This is a genomic window from Bartonella sp. LB28NMGDW (assembly GCF_042194435.1).
In the GTDB taxonomy this organism is placed as follows: Bacteria; Pseudomonadota; Alphaproteobacteria; order Rhizobiales; family Rhizobiaceae; genus Bartonella; species Bartonella grahamii.
On sequence record NZ_JBHIMX010000002.1, the window covers coordinates 257,293 to 275,179 of the forward strand.

At 37.0% G+C, this 17,887-nt stretch carries 15 protein-coding genes and 1 tRNA gene; 12 read left to right on the forward strand and 4 right to left on the reverse strand.

Annotated features, from left to right (window positions below):
• Window positions 1-691: 691 nt before the first annotated feature.
• Entirely contained in the window at window positions 692-1,489 is a 798-nt protein-coding gene (locus tag ACFIKG_RS02405) for a lysophospholipid acyltransferase family protein (RefSeq protein ID WP_375626067.1), read from the reverse strand.
• Between the two features lie 129 nt (window positions 1,490-1,618).
• Between ACFIKG_RS02405 and thiD the strand changes: the two genes are divergently transcribed.
• Window positions 1,619-2,473: a bifunctional hydroxymethylpyrimidine kinase/phosphomethylpyrimidine kinase gene (gene thiD / locus ACFIKG_RS02410; protein ID WP_375626066.1), complete on the forward strand. Its 855-nt coding sequence runs from the start codon at window positions 1,619-1,621 to the stop codon at window positions 2,471-2,473.
• Between the two features lie 1,949 nt (window positions 2,474-4,422).
• Here thiD and ACFIKG_RS02415 read toward each other — a convergent pair.
• Window positions 4,423-4,905 (reverse strand): GNAT family N-acetyltransferase, encoded by a 483-nt coding sequence (locus ACFIKG_RS02415; protein WP_375626064.1) that lies wholly within the window; start codon window positions 4,903-4,905, stop codon window positions 4,423-4,425.
• 125 nt (window positions 4,906-5,030) lie between these two features.
• Here ACFIKG_RS02415 and ACFIKG_RS02420 point away from each other — a divergent pair, with 125 nt between their 5' ends.
• Window positions 5,031-5,309, forward strand: a complete 279-nt coding sequence (locus tag ACFIKG_RS02420; RefSeq protein WP_375651676.1) for a hypothetical protein — start codon at window positions 5,031-5,033, stop codon at window positions 5,307-5,309.
• A 374-nt stretch (window positions 5,310-5,683) separates the two neighbouring features.
• On the opposite strand, the gene ACFIKG_RS02425 is transcribed toward ACFIKG_RS02420, so the two are convergent.
• Window positions 5,684-5,758: transfer RNA gene (locus ACFIKG_RS02425), tRNA-Gly, on the reverse strand.
• 185 nt (window positions 5,759-5,943) lie between these two features.
• On the opposite strand from ACFIKG_RS02425, the gene ACFIKG_RS02430 reads away from it, so the two are divergent.
• The 7 genes from ACFIKG_RS02430 to ACFIKG_RS02460 all read left to right on the forward strand — a co-directional run bounded on the left by ACFIKG_RS02430 (window position 5,944) and on the right by ACFIKG_RS02460 (window position 14,184).
• Window positions 5,944-6,921: an ABC transporter substrate-binding protein gene (locus ACFIKG_RS02430; RefSeq protein WP_375626061.1), complete on the forward strand. Its 978-nt coding sequence runs from the start codon at window positions 5,944-5,946 to the stop codon at window positions 6,919-6,921.
• Window positions 6,922-6,983: 62 nt separating this feature from the next.
• Window positions 6,984-7,880 (forward strand): ABC transporter permease, encoded by an 897-nt coding sequence (locus ACFIKG_RS02435; protein ID WP_375626060.1) that lies wholly within the window; start codon window positions 6,984-6,986, stop codon window positions 7,878-7,880.
• The gene (locus tag ACFIKG_RS02440) at window positions 7,873-8,667 is read left to right on the forward strand and encodes an ABC transporter ATP-binding protein (protein ID WP_015857078.1); all 795 of its coding nucleotides are present in this window, start codon (window positions 7,873-7,875) and stop codon (window positions 8,665-8,667) included. The genes ACFIKG_RS02435 and ACFIKG_RS02440 overlap by 8 nt, the downstream gene beginning before the upstream one ends.
• A gap of 4 nt (window positions 8,668-8,671) precedes the next feature.
• The gene (gene holA / locus ACFIKG_RS02445; protein ID WP_375651677.1) at window positions 8,672-9,712 is read left to right on the forward strand and encodes a DNA polymerase III subunit delta; all 1,041 of its coding nucleotides are present in this window, start codon (window positions 8,672-8,674) and stop codon (window positions 9,710-9,712) included.
• A gap of 1,769 nt (window positions 9,713-11,481) precedes the next feature.
• A complete protein-coding gene (locus ACFIKG_RS02450) occupies window positions 11,482-12,411 on the forward strand; it encodes a prephenate/arogenate dehydrogenase family protein (protein ID WP_375626056.1) in 930 nt (309 codons plus the stop codon).
• 410 nt (window positions 12,412-12,821) lie between these two features.
• Complete coding sequence (locus tag ACFIKG_RS02455; RefSeq protein ID WP_375626054.1) at window positions 12,822-13,676, forward strand: YihY/virulence factor BrkB family protein; 855 nt, start codon at window positions 12,822-12,824, stop codon at window positions 13,674-13,676.
• Between the two features lie 31 nt (window positions 13,677-13,707).
• On the forward strand, window positions 13,708-14,184 hold the full coding sequence (locus ACFIKG_RS02460) for a YaiI/YqxD family protein (RefSeq protein ID WP_375649209.1): 477 nt from the start codon (window positions 13,708-13,710) through the stop codon (window positions 14,182-14,184).
• Between the two features lies 1 nt (window position 14,185).
• Here ACFIKG_RS02460 and ACFIKG_RS02465 read toward each other — a convergent pair whose 3' ends face one another.
• Window positions 14,186-14,881 carry a TlpA disulfide reductase family protein gene (locus tag ACFIKG_RS02465; protein WP_375626052.1) on the reverse strand — a complete coding sequence of 232 codons (696 nt, stop codon included), beginning with the start codon at window positions 14,879-14,881 and terminating at the stop codon, window positions 14,186-14,188.
• Window positions 14,882-14,913: 32 nt separating this feature from the next.
• On the opposite strand from ACFIKG_RS02465, the gene argH reads away from it, so the two are divergent.
• Genes argH through lysA form a run of 3 tightly spaced genes read left to right on the forward strand, consistent with a single transcriptional unit; the run spans window position 14,914 to window position 17,829 of the window.
• Window positions 14,914-16,314, forward strand: coding sequence for an argininosuccinate lyase (gene argH / locus ACFIKG_RS02470; RefSeq protein WP_375626050.1), 1,401 nt, complete (start codon window positions 14,914-14,916; stop codon window positions 16,312-16,314).
• Between the two features lie 51 nt (window positions 16,315-16,365).
• Window positions 16,366-16,545 (forward strand): LPS translocon maturation chaperone LptM, encoded by a 180-nt coding sequence (locus ACFIKG_RS02475; RefSeq protein WP_375626049.1) that lies wholly within the window; start codon window positions 16,366-16,368, stop codon window positions 16,543-16,545.
• A gap of 9 nt (window positions 16,546-16,554) precedes the next feature.
• A complete protein-coding gene (lysA, locus tag ACFIKG_RS02480) occupies window positions 16,555-17,829 on the forward strand; it encodes a diaminopimelate decarboxylase (RefSeq protein ID WP_375626047.1) in 1,275 nt (424 codons plus the stop codon).
• The last annotated feature ends 58 nt before the right edge of the window (window positions 17,830-17,887 follow it).

A 17,887-nucleotide genomic window follows, 5' to 3' on the forward strand; every position in this document is an offset into this window, starting at 1 on the left:
GTTATTTAGAATTGTTTTAATGTAGCACACAAAGCTTTTAAGTCTAGGTTAGGGAGGAAAGATGGTTAATTGCTGTATTCGTTGTGTCTCGGAGATAAAAACCAATACTCATTTTTATTTTCCCCTTGAATTTGTTTTGATGGCTTAAGTATCTCAAGAAATACTTTTTAAATAATGAAGATTGCACAAGATTTCAGGTTCTTGGGGGATTGATGTTTCTCAGGAAGGAACGAAACGGCATAATCATACATTTTTCTTGTCCTCCTGGTAGGATAGCCCTCGGCACTTGAGATTAAGACGGTTCGTAAAAAGCATTTTAATCTTTTCTTGTATCGTTTTATTCACACAGATATCCTCGCTTGTAATGTGCAAGCAAACGATTCTAATTAATTCAAAATGGAATAGATTTGAAATGAGAGAATATTAAGGTATTCAGGGTTCTCATTCAAGTTGAATAAAGATAAAATATCCTTATAAATCAATATGATGTATGTTTTTAAACGATTTTAAAGAGAGAAAGAATTCTTTCTCAAAAAAATTCACACATCAATCATTTCTTGTAATGTACATGTGTTTTATAATTTTGAATTAGAAAGTTTGAAGTATCTTTCTTATATTTTTGTTCCATATACTCTGCTCAATATACCAATATACAAAGTGATGCATTATTCTGATCAATCAGCACATTGTTTCATGATGAATGATTTAGTTTTTGAAGTTTCTGAACAGCGTATGGTGGCATAGGAGGAGGGGTAGGATCTTGAGCTGCTAAGAGAAGCAGTTCATCACACGCTTTTTCAGTTTTTTGGACAAGTTGATCTAGAAAATCACGTTTGCTTAAACCAGCTTCTATCGGGGGAAGAATACGGACACGAATTGTTCCGGGATAGCGGCGAAAATTATTGCGTGGCCAATATAAACCCGCATTGTGTGCAATAGGCACAACTTGAAGCCCTAATTCATTATAGAGCGCGACAATTCCTGACTTATAATCTGGTTCTTGACCGGGTTGTCGGCGTGTTCCTTCGGGAAAAATCAAGATTTGGCGCCCTTGTTTTACTTTCTCTTTTGCTTTTTGTATAACCATTTTTAAGGCTTTGATGGGCGTTGTGCGGTTAATGGGGATAATTTGTGTTTTTGCCATATACCAGCCAAACAATGGAATCCACATCAATTCACGTTTTAAAATGAGAGTGGGGTCATCAAAATAGGGAACAAGACTGAAAGTTTCCCAAGCCGATTGATGCTTTGGAGCAATGATATAGGGTCCTTTGGGAAGATTTTCTAATCCTTCAATCTCATAACTTGTGCCTGCGATGTATTTTTGCAAAAAGAGTGTAACGCGCGCCCATGTTTTAGGGACAATCCATGCCTTTTTGCGGGGCATTAAAAAATAAACGGGAGCGTAAAGAATCATTTGTATGAGAGTTGTTGTATAAAAAGCGAACGTAAAAAGAATAGAACGAAGGATAAGCACTACATTTTCCATTTTATATCTATAAGAAGACTTCATATATAATATAACTCACATGAGAAAACATCTTCTTTATGTTTTTTCAAACATCTATTTTTTCGGTAACTTATTTTCCGATATTTAAAAACAGAAGGAAAGAGGTTGATGGAATTACAAAAAGATAAACTTTTTATTCCACGGATTTTATCTATTGCGGGAACAGATCCTTCTGGTGGCGCTGGAATGCAGGCGGATTTGAAGGTTTTTTCAGCTATGAAAACTTATGGTATGAGTGTGGTTACAGCTGTTGTTGCACAAAATACTCAAGGTGTGCGTTCTTTTCAGGCATTAGATGCTTCTTTTGTTGCAGATCAAATTGATTCTGTTTTTGAGGATATCCATGTTGATGCCGTTAAAATTGGTATGGTTGCAAATGCTCAGATTGCACAGGTTATTGCACAACGTCTTGCTTATCATAAAGCGCGTTTCATTGTTTTTGATCCGGTTATGGTTGCAAAAAGTGGTGATGTTCTTTTAAAGTCTGATGCAATTGAAATTATGCGTGACGTTCTTGTGCCGATGTCAACTTTGATCACGCCAAATTTGCCTGAAGCTGCACTGTTATTGGGAGGTGAAGTGCAATGGTCTTTAGAGACTATGTATCAATATGCTCCACGACTTTTGGCGCTAGGGTGTCATGCAGTTTTGTTAAAAGGGGGACATTTGAATACGCTTAGCAGAAATAGTACAGAAAATTACGATTGTTCTAGTCCAGATCTTTATTGTGATTGTGAAAACCTTTTTATGCTTGAAGCTTCTCGTCTTTCAACCACTCATGATCATGGGACAGGGTGTACCATTTCTGCCGCTATTGCAGCTCTGTTACCTACCCAACCCTTGGATTGCGCTGTTAAACAAGCAAAAGATTATTTGCATGGCGCTTTAACTGCCTCAAATGCTTTAAAAGTAGGGAAAGGGCGAGGGCCGCTTCATCATTTTTATGCATTATGGAAAGATTAATACAACAATTGATTGTGAAAAATCTTCACTCTATGAATTTGTTTCGTCATTATATGCTGTTTTGGATTTATGACTGGTAAGTGTTAGTGCATTGTAGTTTAACAGTTATTTCGTATTAAGAAGGATGAGAAAAAAATGTTATAATTTGTTTCTTTTATATATTTTTTAAGATTAATGTATCCTGTTTCAGAGGCAATTTTGAGTATAAAAAAGAGAGCAAGGAATTGTAAAATCAGGATTTGATAGAAAAAAGGGTAGGGGGAAAGGCCTTTTACAAGGCGATATTGAAACTGGCTGATCCCACTATATTTGCTGTTTATTATATTGGTTGCAAAACAGGATGAGCCAAAATCGTTATCAAAATTATTGAATATATCTAACATTTACAGAGTTTTTGTCGGCATGGGTAGGGTTTTCTAAATGGTAATTGATACGTCCTGATGGAATTATCAATGATTTTTCAGGCGATGTGGTGAATTTTTTCGGATATTACAACGTCATTATCCTCTTTTTATGGAACTGCTTTATGAAATTGCTGACGTTTCAGATGAGCAGCCATGAGAAGTTTCAACATTTAATACAGCAAGATCTAGAAACTTTTACGGATTTAGAGTGGGATTTAAGGTTTTTATATTTATAGTGATTTAGTTCTAGCGAGAAGGTAGTCGATTGCACAATCGGAGCTTCAATAGATCTGTAGCGTGTAGTTTAATCTTTTCAAACTTGAATTTTTATTCTGTCATTTAATGGATTTCATCATTAAGTATTTAAACTGATCTGATTTTATTGTGCACTATGACTGTTCAACGCCTTATTTTACGTTGATTGAAGTTATGTTCCTCATGTAAAATAGTATGCTTCAAGTAGAATGCACTTACATTGTTAATTCACATGTTTATTTTAAAGAGATTTCTCTCAAGGTGTGTCACATCCATCATTTATAATAACGTTCGTGAATGGTCTACAGCCTCTATGAAGTGTAAAGCTATTATGCTTCCCATTTTTACGTTTTTAAGGTGAAAGGGGTACCCCCTATACTATTTTTAGCTCCCAATGTTGCGATAAGCTTTGGTATTTTAGAGCGTTTATAAGAAGAACTTTTATTCCTTTCTTCAAGTGAATTTCATTGATACATCAATTCCGCTTGTGATGTGTAAGCAGATGATTGTGAGTGATTTAATATATAGAGATTTGAAATGAGATAATCCTATGATATTTGAGATGATTGCTCAATATGAATAATAATAAATTACCTTTATGAATCAAATTATTGATTTATTTTCGTGTTGAAGATTATTCTGGATAAGAATTTGTTCAAGCAAGAGGGTTATCGAAGGATGTCTACGCTGTTTGCACAAGTACAAGGGAAAATTTCTTTTGTCATTTCAAATGATGTGCCAGAAATCTCAAAAACTTAATTTATTCAAATAGTAGGTGAAAACAGTTTATTTCGTGTAAAAATAATACAATTAGCGTGAGATATTTCTCATTATCAACTGTGATATAAAAAAGAAACAATATACATAAAGGACCTTTAAAAGGGTTTTGAAGCTCCTTTGGTTATTGTATAAAGCGAAGATTTTTTCTATTAATTGACTAACAGATTAACCATCTAACAAACTATGATGTAACTGTAGTTTTAAATATTTGCTTTCGAGTTTTTTATAATTATCAGTAACAGATAGTAAATTATCAATCATATCAAATAAAATTTTCACTTGTTCAACTTAGATCTTTTATAGATATCTTTTTTAAGACAATGATCCTGAAAATCATAAAAGTAAGAAAAATTGAGTGAGTCATTTGAAACAATTATATCTGTAATAACTTTTTTAGCTTTTCATTATCAGTATTAAAGGAGATTGGCTAAACTTTCTTGGTTGTATAGATTGGTTTTCTGTATTTGAGTTTTGCTGAAAATAATAAATTCGCTTATCGATGAAAAGAATTCATCGCTCAATGATCATGTGTTTATTGGAATAAACTTTAAATTCACTAAAGTTTATAAAACCCAATTTTTTATAAATGCCAATTCCCTCGTGAGATGCTTGCATACCAATAACATGGCATTTCTTTCTTTTTAAATGCTTAATAGCAATTTTTGTCATGAATGTCCCAACACCTCTTTTCTGAAAATCTGGATTGGTGACAATATCATACACTCCACCAACTCCATCGGCTTTAATACAAAAACATATTGCTACAGGATTGTTATTTATATAACCAACGAACATCTCTACATCAGAGTCTTTTTTATAACAACGGCCTATTGTTTCATAAAATATAACCGCTTCTTCATCAAAAGGCTCGAATACTGATGCCATAACATTTCTGTAATCTCTAAAATCTTGAAGAGATTCAACTTCCTTGATTTTGAAGTTATCCGGCATAGAAGTAACATGTGAGTCTATATTTTGTGCTAAAGCTGCCATTCCTACCTCTGTTTCAACAAGCTCTAAACCAATAGATTAAGAGAACTTCATCAACTTTATAATGAGACGAATGAGGTCCAACCCACCAAGCTAAAGGCAGTTTTTGTGCATTAAAGGAATGGATTATGGATTTTGCTTGGTTTGTAGGTATAGTTTCTTGTAAATTTTTAGCAGAGACAATATTGAATGTGTCTGAAGCAAATGTTGAATTAACAGAAGATACTCCATTTGGAAAATCAACAACCTTCATTTTAGGGCATAATTTCGGTAAAAAACGTACCTTTGAAAAAAAGTTATTCTCTAACGATAAGTCAATTTTTGATTTGTTTAATATTTGCTCTCTTTGTAATTGCTCATCATTTTTTAATACTGGGGCTGTAAAAAATCCGTTAGCTCAAAAGTAATCCCAAATTCTTTTACATAAGCTTCTATAATCTGCAAAGCCGCAAAAGATCTGCTGCCAATAGTGAAAAAATTATTCTCGGGATGGCAAGAAATAAAGTTATTGTTGCTAAGCAGCGTCATGAACCAATGGGAATTGTTCATTTCGCTTTTCAAGCTTATTTTACACGGCTTTAACGACTTAACAGACAACAGCAACCTTCCAGAAAAAATCCGTCTAAGTTAAAAATTGTTATCTGATAATCTAAGACACCAAACCAATAGATGCTTCATAAGAAATTATGAATCTTAAAAAAACTTTGAAAAAATAAATTTGTAAAAAAAAACTAGTGGCAAGCTACAGCTCCACGCAAGAACGAATAAATACAAAATTCAATGGAGCGGGCGATGGGATTCGAACCCACGACCCCAACCTTGGCAAGGTTGTGCTCTACCCCTGAGCTACACCCGCTTACCGATTCGATATATATCTTGCCTGTATGGCGTAGGCTTCTACGAATTGCAACAAAAAAATATCATTTTAGTTTGATTTATTTTGTCCATGTTTTAATAAAATGAAATAAAGATTGATTTTATAAGATTCTTCAGTAATAGATTATTCCTTTTTTAATTTTGCATAGAGAGGGGTGGAATATAATGTTGAAGAGAATAAATATATTGGGGATTATCATTGCAGCTGTTTTTATGATGAACAGTGTTGCAAAAGCGGATGACCAAGTTAAACACATTAAAGTTGCACTCACACAAATTATGGTCCATCCTGCTGCGGATGCCGTTCGTAAAGGTGTGGAAGATGTTCTTGCAGAAAATGGTTATAAGCAAGGTGAAAATTTTCAGCTCACCTTTTTATCAGCGCAAGGCAATATTTCAACAGCAACGCAAATTGCACGTAAATTTGTTGGTGATAAACCTGATGTTATTGTAGCGATTACCACGCCTTCAGCACAAACAATGCTTGCGGCAACAAAAACAATTCCTATCGTCTTTGCGGCGATTTCTGATCCTATCGGAGCTAAAATCGTTTCTTCGCTTACCAAACCTGGCGGTAATGTGACGGGGAGTTCTGATCGTATAGATGTTGCAGAAAGTGTTAAACTTTTACAAGAAGTAAAACCAGATTTGAAAAAAATTGGTTATCTTTATAATGCTTCTGAAGCAAATTCTGTTTCAACACTTAAGGTGTTAAAGGATGCGGCAAAAAAAGTTGGAATTGAAATCGTTCCTTCATCGGCACCAAAACCTTCAGATGTTCAGGCAGCAACACGGGCTTTAATCGGTAAGGTAGATATCATTTTTATTCCTGCTGATAATACTGTTCTTTCTGTTTTAGAGGGTGCAGTAAAGGTCACACAGGAAGCAAATGTTCCTATATTTACTGTTGATGCTAATTCTATTGGACGCGGTCCTTTTATGACGCAAGGTGTGAATTTCTATGATGTAGGGGGTGATGCTGGGAAGTTGGTTGTGCGTATTCTAAAGGGTGAAAAGCCTGGTGATATTGACGTTGTGCAGGCGGCTAATAATGACATTCGAATTGATATGAAAGCAGCAAAAAAAGCGGGGATTGTTATTCCGCAGGCAGTTATTGATCGCGCGACAAAAGTGATTCAATGACTTTCATTGATAGGATGTTGATACAATAAAATACGTTAAGTTTTCATGGGGATTGTCTTTACATGAATATATTTGCGTTTTCTGGCGCTGTGGAATTAGGTCTTATTTATGCTTTTGTGGCTATAGGGGTTTATCTCTCTTTTCGCGTTTTGGACTTTCCTGATTTAACAGTTGATGGTTCATTTCTTCTTGGGTCTTGTGTCTGTGGTGTCTTGATTCTTTTAGGTTTTAATGCATGGGCAGCTATGGCATGTGCTTTTTGTGCAGGCATGGTAGCTGGTTTATTAACAGCTATGTTGAATTTGCGTTTTGGTATTTTGAATCTTTTGGCTTCCATTTTAACAATGTCAGCGCTCTATACGGTTAATCTTCGTATTATGGGAATTATGGGAGGATCTAATGTTAATTTAGCGCTTGCTGATACGGCGTTAACGCCCTTTTATAATCTGTTTGGTTTGTCTGATATTTTTGTGCGGCCTCTTTTCATTGGTATTGTATTGCTGGTTGTGGCGTTTTTGATTTGGCGTTTTTTGGAAAGCGAAATAGGTCTTGCTATGCGTGCAATGGGAGCTAATCCACGGATGGCTACAGCTCAAGGGGTTCATACGTCGGCGTTAATTTATTTTGGTATGGGGCTTTCAAATGCCTGTGTTGCACTTGGTGGTTCTCTTTATATTCAAACTGCGATTGCAACGGATATTACCGGTGGAATTGGAACAATTGTTTTTGGGTTGGCAGCTGTGATTATCGGTGAAACTTTATTTCGTACGCGTAATATTTTTTGGATTATAATCAGCTGTATTGTGGGGTCTGTGCTTTATCGTGTGGCGGTGCAATTTGCATTTGAGGCAAATGGAATTGGTATTGATACGTCGACAGATCTTCAGTTGATTACTTCACTGTTGGTTATTTTAACCCTTATTGTGCCACGCTATTGGAGGAGGCGTAAACGTGATTGAGTTTTCTCATGTTGGGGTTACATTTAAACCGCAAACACCTTTGGAAAAACAGGCTTTAATTGATATTAACCTTAAAATTGATCAGGGTAGTTTTGTTACGGTTATCGGTTCAAATGGCGCTGGTAAATCAACCTTGCTCAGTGTTTTAGCGGGTGCAACGCTTCCCTCAACAGGGAAAGTGGTTATCAATGGGCAAAATGTTTCTAGGCAGTCAGTCAGTGAACGCGCTGGAAAGGTTGCTTGTGTTTTTCAAGATTCTTTGATAGGCAGTTGTGGTTCTTTAACAATTGAAGAAAATTTGGCTCTTGCTGCTCTTCGAGGAAGTCGTCGTGGTTTGCGCTCGGCTTTAAATCATGAGAAACGGCAATTTTTTCGAGAAAAAATTGCTCAATTAGGCATTGGTCTTGAAGCATATATTCATAATCCTATGGACAGTTTATCAGGTGGGCAACGCCAAGCTGTTTGCCTTGTGATGGCAACATTAGCTCATGCAGATGTTTTATTGCTTGATGAACATACCTCAGCGCTTGATCCTGGAATGGCTGATTTTGTGATGCGGTTGACTGAAAAAATTGTTGAAGAGAAAAAATTAACGACTATCATGGTGACTCATTCTATGCGCCAGGCTCTTGATTATGGCGATCGCACCTTGATGTTGCATGGTGGAAAAGTGATTTTGGATGTCTGTCATGAAGAGCGTAAGGGCTTGGATGTCAATGATTTAATTGGCATGTTTCAGAAAGTTCGCGGGGAAGTTCTTGATGATGATGAACTGTTAATGGATTAATAATGTGGCTCAGAAAAAAGCACATGAAGTTGATCAGTTTTTAACGCGTTTTTCACGTGCTTTTCCTATTGTTCTCATTTATGGGCCAGATCGTGGTCTTGTTTGTGAGCGTGCACAATGTTTTGCAAAACTTACACAGGTAGCAATAGAAGATCCATTTTCGACAATTCGTTTGGATGCTGCTGAAATTGATAAAGATCCTGCGCGTTTGGAAAATGAAGCGCGTACGTTATCGCTTTTTGGGGGAGATCGTTTGATATGGATCTCTAATGCGGCTAATCAAAAAGGTTTTCTTGCTGCCTTGAAACTTTTAATTGAGAAGCCACCAGAAGCTTGTTTTATACTCATTGAATCAGGGGATTTAAAAAAAGGAACAGGGTTGCGCAATGCTGTTGAAACGGGGTCAAAAGCGATGGCTTTGCCCTGTTTTGCAGATGATATGCGTTCTCTTGACGGTTTGATTGATGAGGTTTTAGGGCAGTTTAAGAAGACTATTTCTTTGGATGCACGTAGATGGTTACATGAAAGTTTAGGGGCGGATCGCCTTGTATCACGAGGTGAATTAGAAAAGCTTTGTCTTTACGCTTCAAATGTTCATATTACTCTTGAAGATGTGAAAGCTGTTGTAAGCGATGTCAGTGCTCTTTCTCAAGATGAAGTCATTGATGCTCTTTTATTGGGCGATATATCAGGCTTTGAAGTGCATTTTAACCGACATGCAGCATTGCATGGGGCGCTTTTTTTTATTTTAAGTGCAGCACAAAGGCATTTTCAGCAATTACAGCTATTGCGTTATCAAGTAGAGGTTGAAGGAAAATCGCCTTTTACGGTGATTTCTCAAGCACGGCCTCCCATTTTTTTTCAACGGAAAAAGATCGTTGAACAAGCTTTAAAATATTGGAAGTTAGAACAGATTTCCTACGCAATGGAAAGAATTCAGGGTGCTGTTTTAGACAGTCGTAAAAATCCACTTTTGGGTGAAGCTATCATTCGTCAAGTTTTGTTAGGGCTTACAATTATTGCACGACGCCAGATGGCAGCTTAACAGTTTAGAAATATGATGATTTTTTATTTTTAGTACGCCACAGAGGTGTTTTCAGCAATTAAAACTGTTGTGTTATCAAGTAGAGGTTAGTTGTAGTTTTGAAGTTGCATTTGAAGAGCTTGAAATTTTTATAGAAACTTTTCTTCAGAAAAATTATTTATCTTTGAAAGGCAGTTTTTACACGGTTTTATTATCTTGTTGTGTCGTAAAACACTGTTGGTTCGTGATATAGGGCTCAGGCAAAATTTACGTATTCGGTGTTTTTTGTGTGAGTATGGGGTGAATATTAGGCTAGTTCATAGCGCCTTAATGGAGTAACATCCCTCATGCAAAACAGAGCATCTCAAACAACAGAAGACACTTGTATGGTAGATTCATACGCTTTCTTAGAAATATTTCTCAATGCGCGCATATCTATTTCGCGGCGGTGTTTATGAATGGTATAATGGTAAAGTGCTCCTTGAAGAATATAAAATCCATAGAGCATCACTATTTTTACGCTTAATAAAAGTGCAAGCCAGAGCATCATCATATATTTGTCTAGTCTCTAATTTGCTACAGTTTTTGGCATTAGAGAGCGTTTTGCATCATTTTTTTCTCACATGTCTTCTTGTGACGTGCAGACAAGAGATTTTAATTGGTAAGAGGATTTGTGATGGAAGAATTTTACCGTATTTGAAGTTATGATTCAAATTGAAAAACAATTATTATATTTATAAATCAATATATTATAGATTAATTGAATCACTTAAAATAGTGAATTAGTGGAATCTTTTAGACAAGAAAATGAATTGTTTGCAGATCGGTATGAACTAAGAATCTTCGTGGGATGAGGAGAAAGTCAAAATAGATTATGATGAAAACGACAGTACCTATGAGGAGATTTTTATTTTTGATACAGAGATGATTATCTTAGCAATGAATGTGTCTCATAAACAGAGCAAGCCATTGTTTATTATTATAACTTATCATTTTTTATATTGAGTCAATCAAAACGATGTCTTTTGCACGTCATAAGTGGAGGCGTGTGGATAAAAACTGTGCAAGAAAGCACTAAAAATGCCTCTTATGAATGCTCTCAAATTCCAAGGGTTTTTGCAACATTGGAGGTAGGCAAATATAATGATAGTGTTTTATTAAGTGTGAAGAGGGTCGTGCTTAATGGATTTATAGTTATAACATTTACAAACACTGTCGTGAGATAGGCTGGGGAGAGAGATGTCTTTTTAAAACAAACGCATGAATTTGCAATCCAAATCTATTCTATTTAGGGCGTTCTATTTTACGTGAGGGTTGTGACTCCATTAAAGGGATATTCGATGTTTTTGTTATCAAACTTTTTCTTTATTGAGAGGGCGTGTTTTTCTCGTATTTGTTTGATTTACGGTATCAGGAAGCGGGAGAGGAAAATGTTTTTAATGGTATTTTTTGTATGCGTTGTTTTACGGTGTTTTCCATATTCGCAAAACTTGTGTTGATGTTGTAGGTGGAGGCGTAATACATTCTTATATAGGTCTAATGTACAAATTAATGAACGTATCGGGATAATAGGGAAAGAGTTGGTGTCTGCTTACGATTTTGATGTGTTTTCTAGGTAAAATGATCTGTTGTCAGCTTGCGCAGGTGATGATTGGTAAACTGCGTTATTCTTTATTTCCTAGTTGTCGTTTTTTAATGTTTTACGCATAACTCTTGAACAAACAGACAGGAAAATTATGATTTTACAATTGTTTTTATTGCCATTTGCAAAGAATCTTTGAAGGTGAAAGATGCGCCATATTCAATTTGAAAAAATAGCACTCATTGGAATCGGTCTGATTGGATCTTCTTTAGCAAGAGTTATTAAAAAGAAAAATCTTGCGGCTCAAATTTCTATTGCAACACGTCGTTCAGAAACCTTGAAAAGAGCGCGCGAATTGGAGCTTGGGGACTTTTATACGACAGATAATGCAAAAGCTGTTGAAGGAGCAGATTTGGTTATTCTTTCTGTTCCTGTTGGGGCTAGTGCAGAAGTAGCAAAAAACATTCGTGATCATTTAAAACCTGGAGCGATTGTGAGTGATGTTGGTTCTACGAAAGCGTTGGTTATTGCGGAAATGGCACCTTTATTGCCAAAAACAGTTCATTTTATTCCAGGGCATCCAATTGCTGGAACGGAATATTCAGGACCAGATGCTGGTTTTGCTGATTTATTTATGAATCGTTGGTGTATTTTAACGCCTTTTGCTGAGAGTGATGCTGCTGCTGTCGCACAATTAACAGCGTTTTGGGAAGCTTGTGGTGCACGTGTCGAAAAGATGGATCCTAAACATCATGATCTTGTTTTGGCTATTGTTTCGCATTTGCCGCATTTGATTGCTTATAATACTGTTGGGACAGCGAGTGATTTAGAAAAAGTAACAAATTCAGAAGTCATTGCTTATTCCGCTTCCGGTTTTCGTGATTTTACACGTTTAGCATCTTCTGATCCCGTTATGTGGCGCGATATTTGTTTGCATAATAAGGATGCTATTTTAGAAATGTTGAGCCGTTTTAGTGAGGGGCTTGCTTTTTTAGAGCAGGCAATTCGTTTAGGAGATGGTGAGACATTGTTTAACTTTTTTACACGTACGCGTGCTGTACGTCGCAATATTATTGATGCTGGACAGGAAATTGATGCTCCTGATTTTGGACGTCAGAGTGTTTCTAAAAAAGGGTGAATAAAAGCAAGGTTTTTTTGTTGAATTTCATTGGTTTTTTCTAGAAATCGATAAGAAGTTTTTTCTTTATTCAGTCATAGATGGCAATAAAAAAGAGTGGCGATTGCTTCGATACAGATAACTATGACTTCAAAAGGTTTTATGTGTGCAAGATTATCGTGCTTAACTCTCTATAGGGCATATGATGTACAGAAGAGGTTACTGATCTATAGAAGAGACAAAAAAATGAAGTCGTTGTAGAATTTCATATAGTGGGTTGTTGTTTTTGTTTTAGTATAAAGTCAGGCTTGACCGTGTTGATTATTGCCCTTTATATTACAACATCGGAAGATGTTTGTTTGCAGAGTTTTGATGATTTTTATAAAGCTTGAAATAGACAGAGGAAGAGTTTTACCAGAAAGTATTGAGATTTGTTAAGAAATATCTTTAGGTATAGCTATCGTATCCTTGTTGACGCAGTAAGCCATTATTGGCGTGATAATGGGAGTGCTTTTGCAAGCCATGTCGCGCTCTCTGGGCTTTTAGCATTTTTTCCTTTTTTTATTTTTGGAACTTCTCTTGCCAGTTTTCTTGGTGCTTTTACATATACACCGCAAAAAATCAAAGCTTTGGTGCAGTTATTACCAGATGTCATTGCAGAGCCTTTATCTCAGGAAATTATCAATGTTTTAACCATACAGCGGGGGGGAGTGTTGACAGTTTCTGTCATTGGGGCGGCTTATTTTGCCTCTAATGGGGTAGAGGCGTTACGTACAGCTTTAAATAGAGCTTATCGTGTTGTTGATCGGCGTAGCTTGTTGTTTTGTCGTTTTCAAAGTTTGTTTTTTGTGATTCTTGGAGCTGTTGGTCTTATTGTGATCAGCGTTTTGTTGATTTTAACACCTCTGCTGATCAAGATTATGCAAAATCATTCTTTTTTCATTACAGAATATATCGGTGTTATTCGTCTATGGCGTTACATAATCGCAGCGGTTGTTCTCTTTGTAAGTCTTTTGATTGTGCATAAATGGCTACCAGCAGAGCGGCGGAAGTTTATAGATATTTTACCAGGAATTGTACTGACAATGTTTGTATGGTTTATGGCTTCAATTGCTTTTGCACAATATTTGACAATGTTTGATTATATTTCTACCTATGCAGGGTTAGCATCTATTATGGTTGCTATTATTTTTCTTTACATCTTGAGTGCAATTTTTATTTTGGGAGGAGAAATAAACGCGGCGATAATGTTTTATCGCAAGCATTTGCAACATTCAGATGGATGAAAGAACTTAACTATTGCGTGAAAGCCAAGGTATGAATATCCCAATAAAGCCTGCTATTACTTTGTTGATTGATGCGGATGCTTGTCCTGTAAAAGATGAAGTTTATCGTGTGATGAATCGTTATCAGCTTAAGACATTTGTTGTGGCAAATCGTTTTTTTTCCCTTCCAGATGAAGCACTCATTGAAAGAGTGGTCGTTGCTGGTGAATTCAATTGTGCTGATGATTGGATCGTAGAACATGTGCATGAGGCAAGTATCGTTATTACCAGTGATATTCCTTTAGCAGCACGGGTTGTGCAAGCTGGGGGTTTTTGTCTTTCGCCAACGGGGCGTATTTTTGATGTAAATTCAATTGGTCAGGCTTTGGCGATGCGCAATTTGATGGAAGATTTGCGTGGACAGGGCAGTATAATAGGTGGTCCCCGTCCTTTTTCTCGTAAAGACCGTTCTGCCTTTTTGTCAGCACTGGATCTTGTTATACAACGTTTAAAAAGAAGCGGTTATTAGGTTATAGGGCTTCTTTTATAACAGCTTTTATAAGTGCTTTGGCATCGTCATTGGCCCATGGAGCTGCACCATTGAAGGAAGCAATGAGATATCCCTCTTTATCGATGAGAAATGTAATGGGGAGTCCTAAAGCAAGCCCCTGTTTTCTAACATTGTTGAAAATATCCATTGTTTCATCGCGATAGTAAAGCAAATTATCCGCATGAATATTCTGTAAAAATTGCTGAATTTTTTCAGGAGAAGCAGTTTTATCGATATTAATAGCTATGACATCAAAGTTTTCTCCACCTAATTCATGTTTTAATTGCGCAAGTTCTGGCATTTCTGTGCGGCAAGGTGCACACCAAATAGCCCATAGATTGACCAGCATCGGTTTTCCAGTAAATTCGCTGAGTGTGCGCTCTTTTCCTCGAATGTCCTTGAAAGAGAGTTTCTTCATATCTGAGGGCGTATCAGCAAATCTTATGTGGCTAAAAAAGCCTTTTGCTGCTTTTCGGATCGCCATCATTTTTTCTGCTCGTGCTTTATCAATGTTTATTTTTTGTGCTTGTGCTGCTGAAATGAAATTGAAAAGAAAAGACTCTCTTTTGGTATCGTAGTTTATGGTTGCGTATAAACTCAATGCAATGATAAAGAAAGCAAGGGAGAATTGCCTTTTTTTATTGTTTTTTTCGCTGATGAAAATTTGAAAAATCATAATTTTGTCCTTTAAATAGGTGTTTTCAGAATATGACAGATGAGAAGTTAAAGAACCAAATGTGGGGTGGTCGGTTTGCGGCAGGTCCTGCTGCAATTATGGAAGAAATTAATGCCTCTATTGATTTTGATCAAAAACTTTATCGACAAGATATTGAAGGTTCCCTTTCTCATGCGGCTATGTTAGCGCAAACGAAAATCATTTCACAATCAGATTATGAAAAAATTGTTCATGGTTTGAAACTTATTCGCCAAGAAATTGAAGACGGTAAATTTGTTTTTTCACGAAAGCTTGAAGATATTCATATGAATATTGAAGCGCGGCTGAGCGAATTGATTGGTCCTGTAGCAGGGCGTTTGCATACGGCTCGCTCACGCAATGATCAAGTTGCTGTTGATTTTCGCTTGTGGGTGCGTGAAGCAACGCAAAAGATAGCACAAGCTTTAAAAGGATTGATAGAGCAATTGCTTATTCGAGCAGAACAACATGTTGATACCTTTATGCCAGGATTTACGCATTTACAATCAGCACAACCGGTAACATTTGGCCATTATATGATGGCTTATGTTGAAATGTTTGGTCGCGATTTATCGCGGATGCGTGATGCGATTGAGCGCATGAATGAATCGCCTTTAGGGGCGGCTGCTTTAGCAGGTACAGGCTTTCCAATTGACCGTTTTATGACAGCAAAAGCGTTAGGCTTTCGAGAACCTACACGCAATTCGATTGATAGTGTTTCGGATCGTGATTTTGCCTTAGAATTTTTAAGCGCTGGCGCTCTTTGTGCAACGCATCTTTCACGTTTAGCAGAAGAAATAATTCTTTGGTCAAGTGAACAGTTTTATTTTATTCGTTTATCAGATGCTTTTTCAACGGGTTCGTCTATTATGCCGCAAAAGCGAAATCCTGATGCTGCCGAACTTGTGCGGGCTAAAGTGGGACGGTTGAATGGCGCATTGATGGGGTTGTTAACGGTGATGAAAGGGTTACCCCTTGCTTATTCAAAGGATATGCAAGAAGATAAGGAATATGTGTTTGATGGGGCTTTGAGTTTGGAATTATCACTAGCAGCAATGACAGGGATGATTGCTGATTTGAAAGTTAATAAAGAAGTTATGAAACAAGCCGCTGATTCTGGCTATGCAACAGCTACAGATTTTGCTGATTGGCTTGTACGCAATTTAGGGATTCCTTTTCGCGAAGCACATCATATCACAGGGTGTGCTGTGGCATTGGCAGAAAAAAAACAGTGTCGCCTTCAGGATTTATCATTAGATGAACTTCAAGCAATTTGTCCTGATATCAATGCGACACTTTTTGATGTTTTGACCGTTGAAAAATCTGTTGAAAGTCGCAAAAGCTTTGGGGGAACAGCACCTTCAGAGGTTCTTCGGCAAATTGCGTATTGGAAAAAGTGTCTTGTGAACGCTTGAGTGATTGTATTTTAAAGGTAAAAAAGAGATCGAGATGAGGAAAGAGGACAGATGAAAATTATATTAAAGGGGTTGATGATTGTCCTTTTAGGAGGCGTTTGTGTTGCTGGGTGTGGGCGTAAAGGGTCATTGGAAATGCCTCTTACAAGTGTGGAAAAGTCTGTGCAAGGAACATCTGTTGCTCAAAGTGAAGATGATAAACCTTTTATTCTTGATCGTTTGATAAAGTAGGAGGAAAGTGTGGATTTTTTCTCTTACCATCAAGGTATGCTTCATGCTGAGGGTTGTTCACTTGCTGTTCTTGCGCAGGAGGTGGGGACTCCTTTTTATTGTTATTCCGCCAATGCATTGGTTACACGTTTTAAAGACTATAAAAAGGCTTTTCAAGGGATGCCTAGTCTGCTTGCTTATGCGGTTAAAGCCAATTCTAATCAAGCAGTTTTACGGCTTTTAGCGAACAATGGAGCGGGAGCTGATGTGGTCTCAGAAGGGGAATTACGGCGTGCCCTTGCTGTTGGTATTCCGGCACATCGTATTGTTTATTCTGGTGTTGGTAAAACCATGAGAGAGATAGATTTTGCTCTTGCACAGGATATTTATTGTTTTAACGTTGAATCAGAGCCGGAACTTGAACAGTTATCTCAACGTGCTGTTGCGCTTTCAAAGATAGCACGTGTTTCATTGCGCATTAATCCAGATGTTGATGCAAAGACCCATAAGAAAATTACAACAGGAAAATCTGAAAATAAATTTGGTATTCCATTGTTGTTGGCAAGAGAGGCTTATAAAAAAGCGGACTCTTTACCTGGATTGCAGGTTTGCGGTATTGATATGCATATTGGCAGTCAGATTTGTGATTTAAAGCCATTTGAAGAAGCATTCCTTCTTATTGCAGATTGTGTGCGTCAATTGTGGAGCGATGGCTATGCAATAACGCATATAGATATTGGTGGTGGGCTTGGTATTGCCTATGGTTGTGAACAACATACTGTACCTTCTCCTTTTGATTATGCTGCGCTGGTAAAGAAATATATTGCTCCTTTAGGGATTAATATTGTTGTGGAGCCGGGGCGGAGCATTGTGGGACAAGCTGGTGTACTGATGACATCTGTTCTCTATTTAAAAAGGGGACAAGGGCGGAATTTTGTTATTGTAGATGCGGCGATGAATGATCTGATGCGTCCAACGCTTTATGATGCTTGGCAGAATGTCGTCCTTGTGAAACAAGCAGCAAAAGATGCTCCCCTTATTCGTGCAGATATTGTTGGTTCTGTTTGTGAGACTGGCGATTATTTAGCACTAGATCGTTACTTGCCGATTTTGGCACCCGGTGATCTTTTAGCAATTACGCAAGCTGGAGCTTATGGTGCTGTGATGGCGAGTACTTATAATAGCCGACTTTTGATCCCAGAAGTTCTTGTTCAAGATACGTGTTATGCGGTTATTCGTCCACGTCTTGATTATGCTCAATTGATGGGATGTGATCATATTCCTGATTGGGTTGAGAATTCTTAAGTGTTTTTGGTCTTATTTTTACTAAACTTTGATGAAACAATTTATTTTCTAGAAATTG

What these genes read in the sequence shown, in the direction of transcription:
- ACFIKG_RS02405 (WP_375626067.1), bottom strand. Translation starts at nt 1,489, where the DNA reads ATGGAAAATGTAGTGCTTATCCTTCGTTCTATTCTTTTTACGTTCGCT.
- thiD (WP_375626066.1), top strand. Translation starts at nt 1,619, where the DNA reads ATGGAATTACAAAAAGATAAACTTTTTATTCCACGGATTTTATCTATT.
- ACFIKG_RS02415 (WP_375626064.1), bottom strand. Translation starts at nt 4,905, where the DNA reads ATGGCAGCTTTAGCACAAAATATAGACTCACATGTTACTTCTATGCCG.
- ACFIKG_RS02420 (WP_375651676.1), top strand. Translation starts at nt 5,031, where the DNA reads ATGGATTTTGCTTGGTTTGTAGGTATAGTTTCTTGTAAATTTTTAGCA.
- ACFIKG_RS02430 (WP_375626061.1), top strand. Translation starts at nt 5,944, where the DNA reads ATGTTGAAGAGAATAAATATATTGGGGATTATCATTGCAGCTGTTTTT.
- ACFIKG_RS02435 (WP_375626060.1), top strand. Translation starts at nt 6,984, where the DNA reads ATGAATATATTTGCGTTTTCTGGCGCTGTGGAATTAGGTCTTATTTAT.
- ACFIKG_RS02450 (WP_375626056.1), top strand. Translation starts at nt 11,482, where the DNA reads ATGCGCCATATTCAATTTGAAAAAATAGCACTCATTGGAATCGGTCTG.
- ACFIKG_RS02460 (WP_375649209.1), top strand. Translation starts at nt 13,708, where the DNA reads ATGAATATCCCAATAAAGCCTGCTATTACTTTGTTGATTGATGCGGAT.
- ACFIKG_RS02465 (WP_375626052.1), bottom strand. Translation starts at nt 14,881, where the DNA reads ATGATTTTTCAAATTTTCATCAGCGAAAAAAACAATAAAAAAAGGCAA.
- argH (WP_375626050.1), top strand. Translation starts at nt 14,914, where the DNA reads ATGACAGATGAGAAGTTAAAGAACCAAATGTGGGGTGGTCGGTTTGCG.
- ACFIKG_RS02475 (WP_375626049.1), top strand. Translation starts at nt 16,366, where the DNA reads ATGAAAATTATATTAAAGGGGTTGATGATTGTCCTTTTAGGAGGCGTT.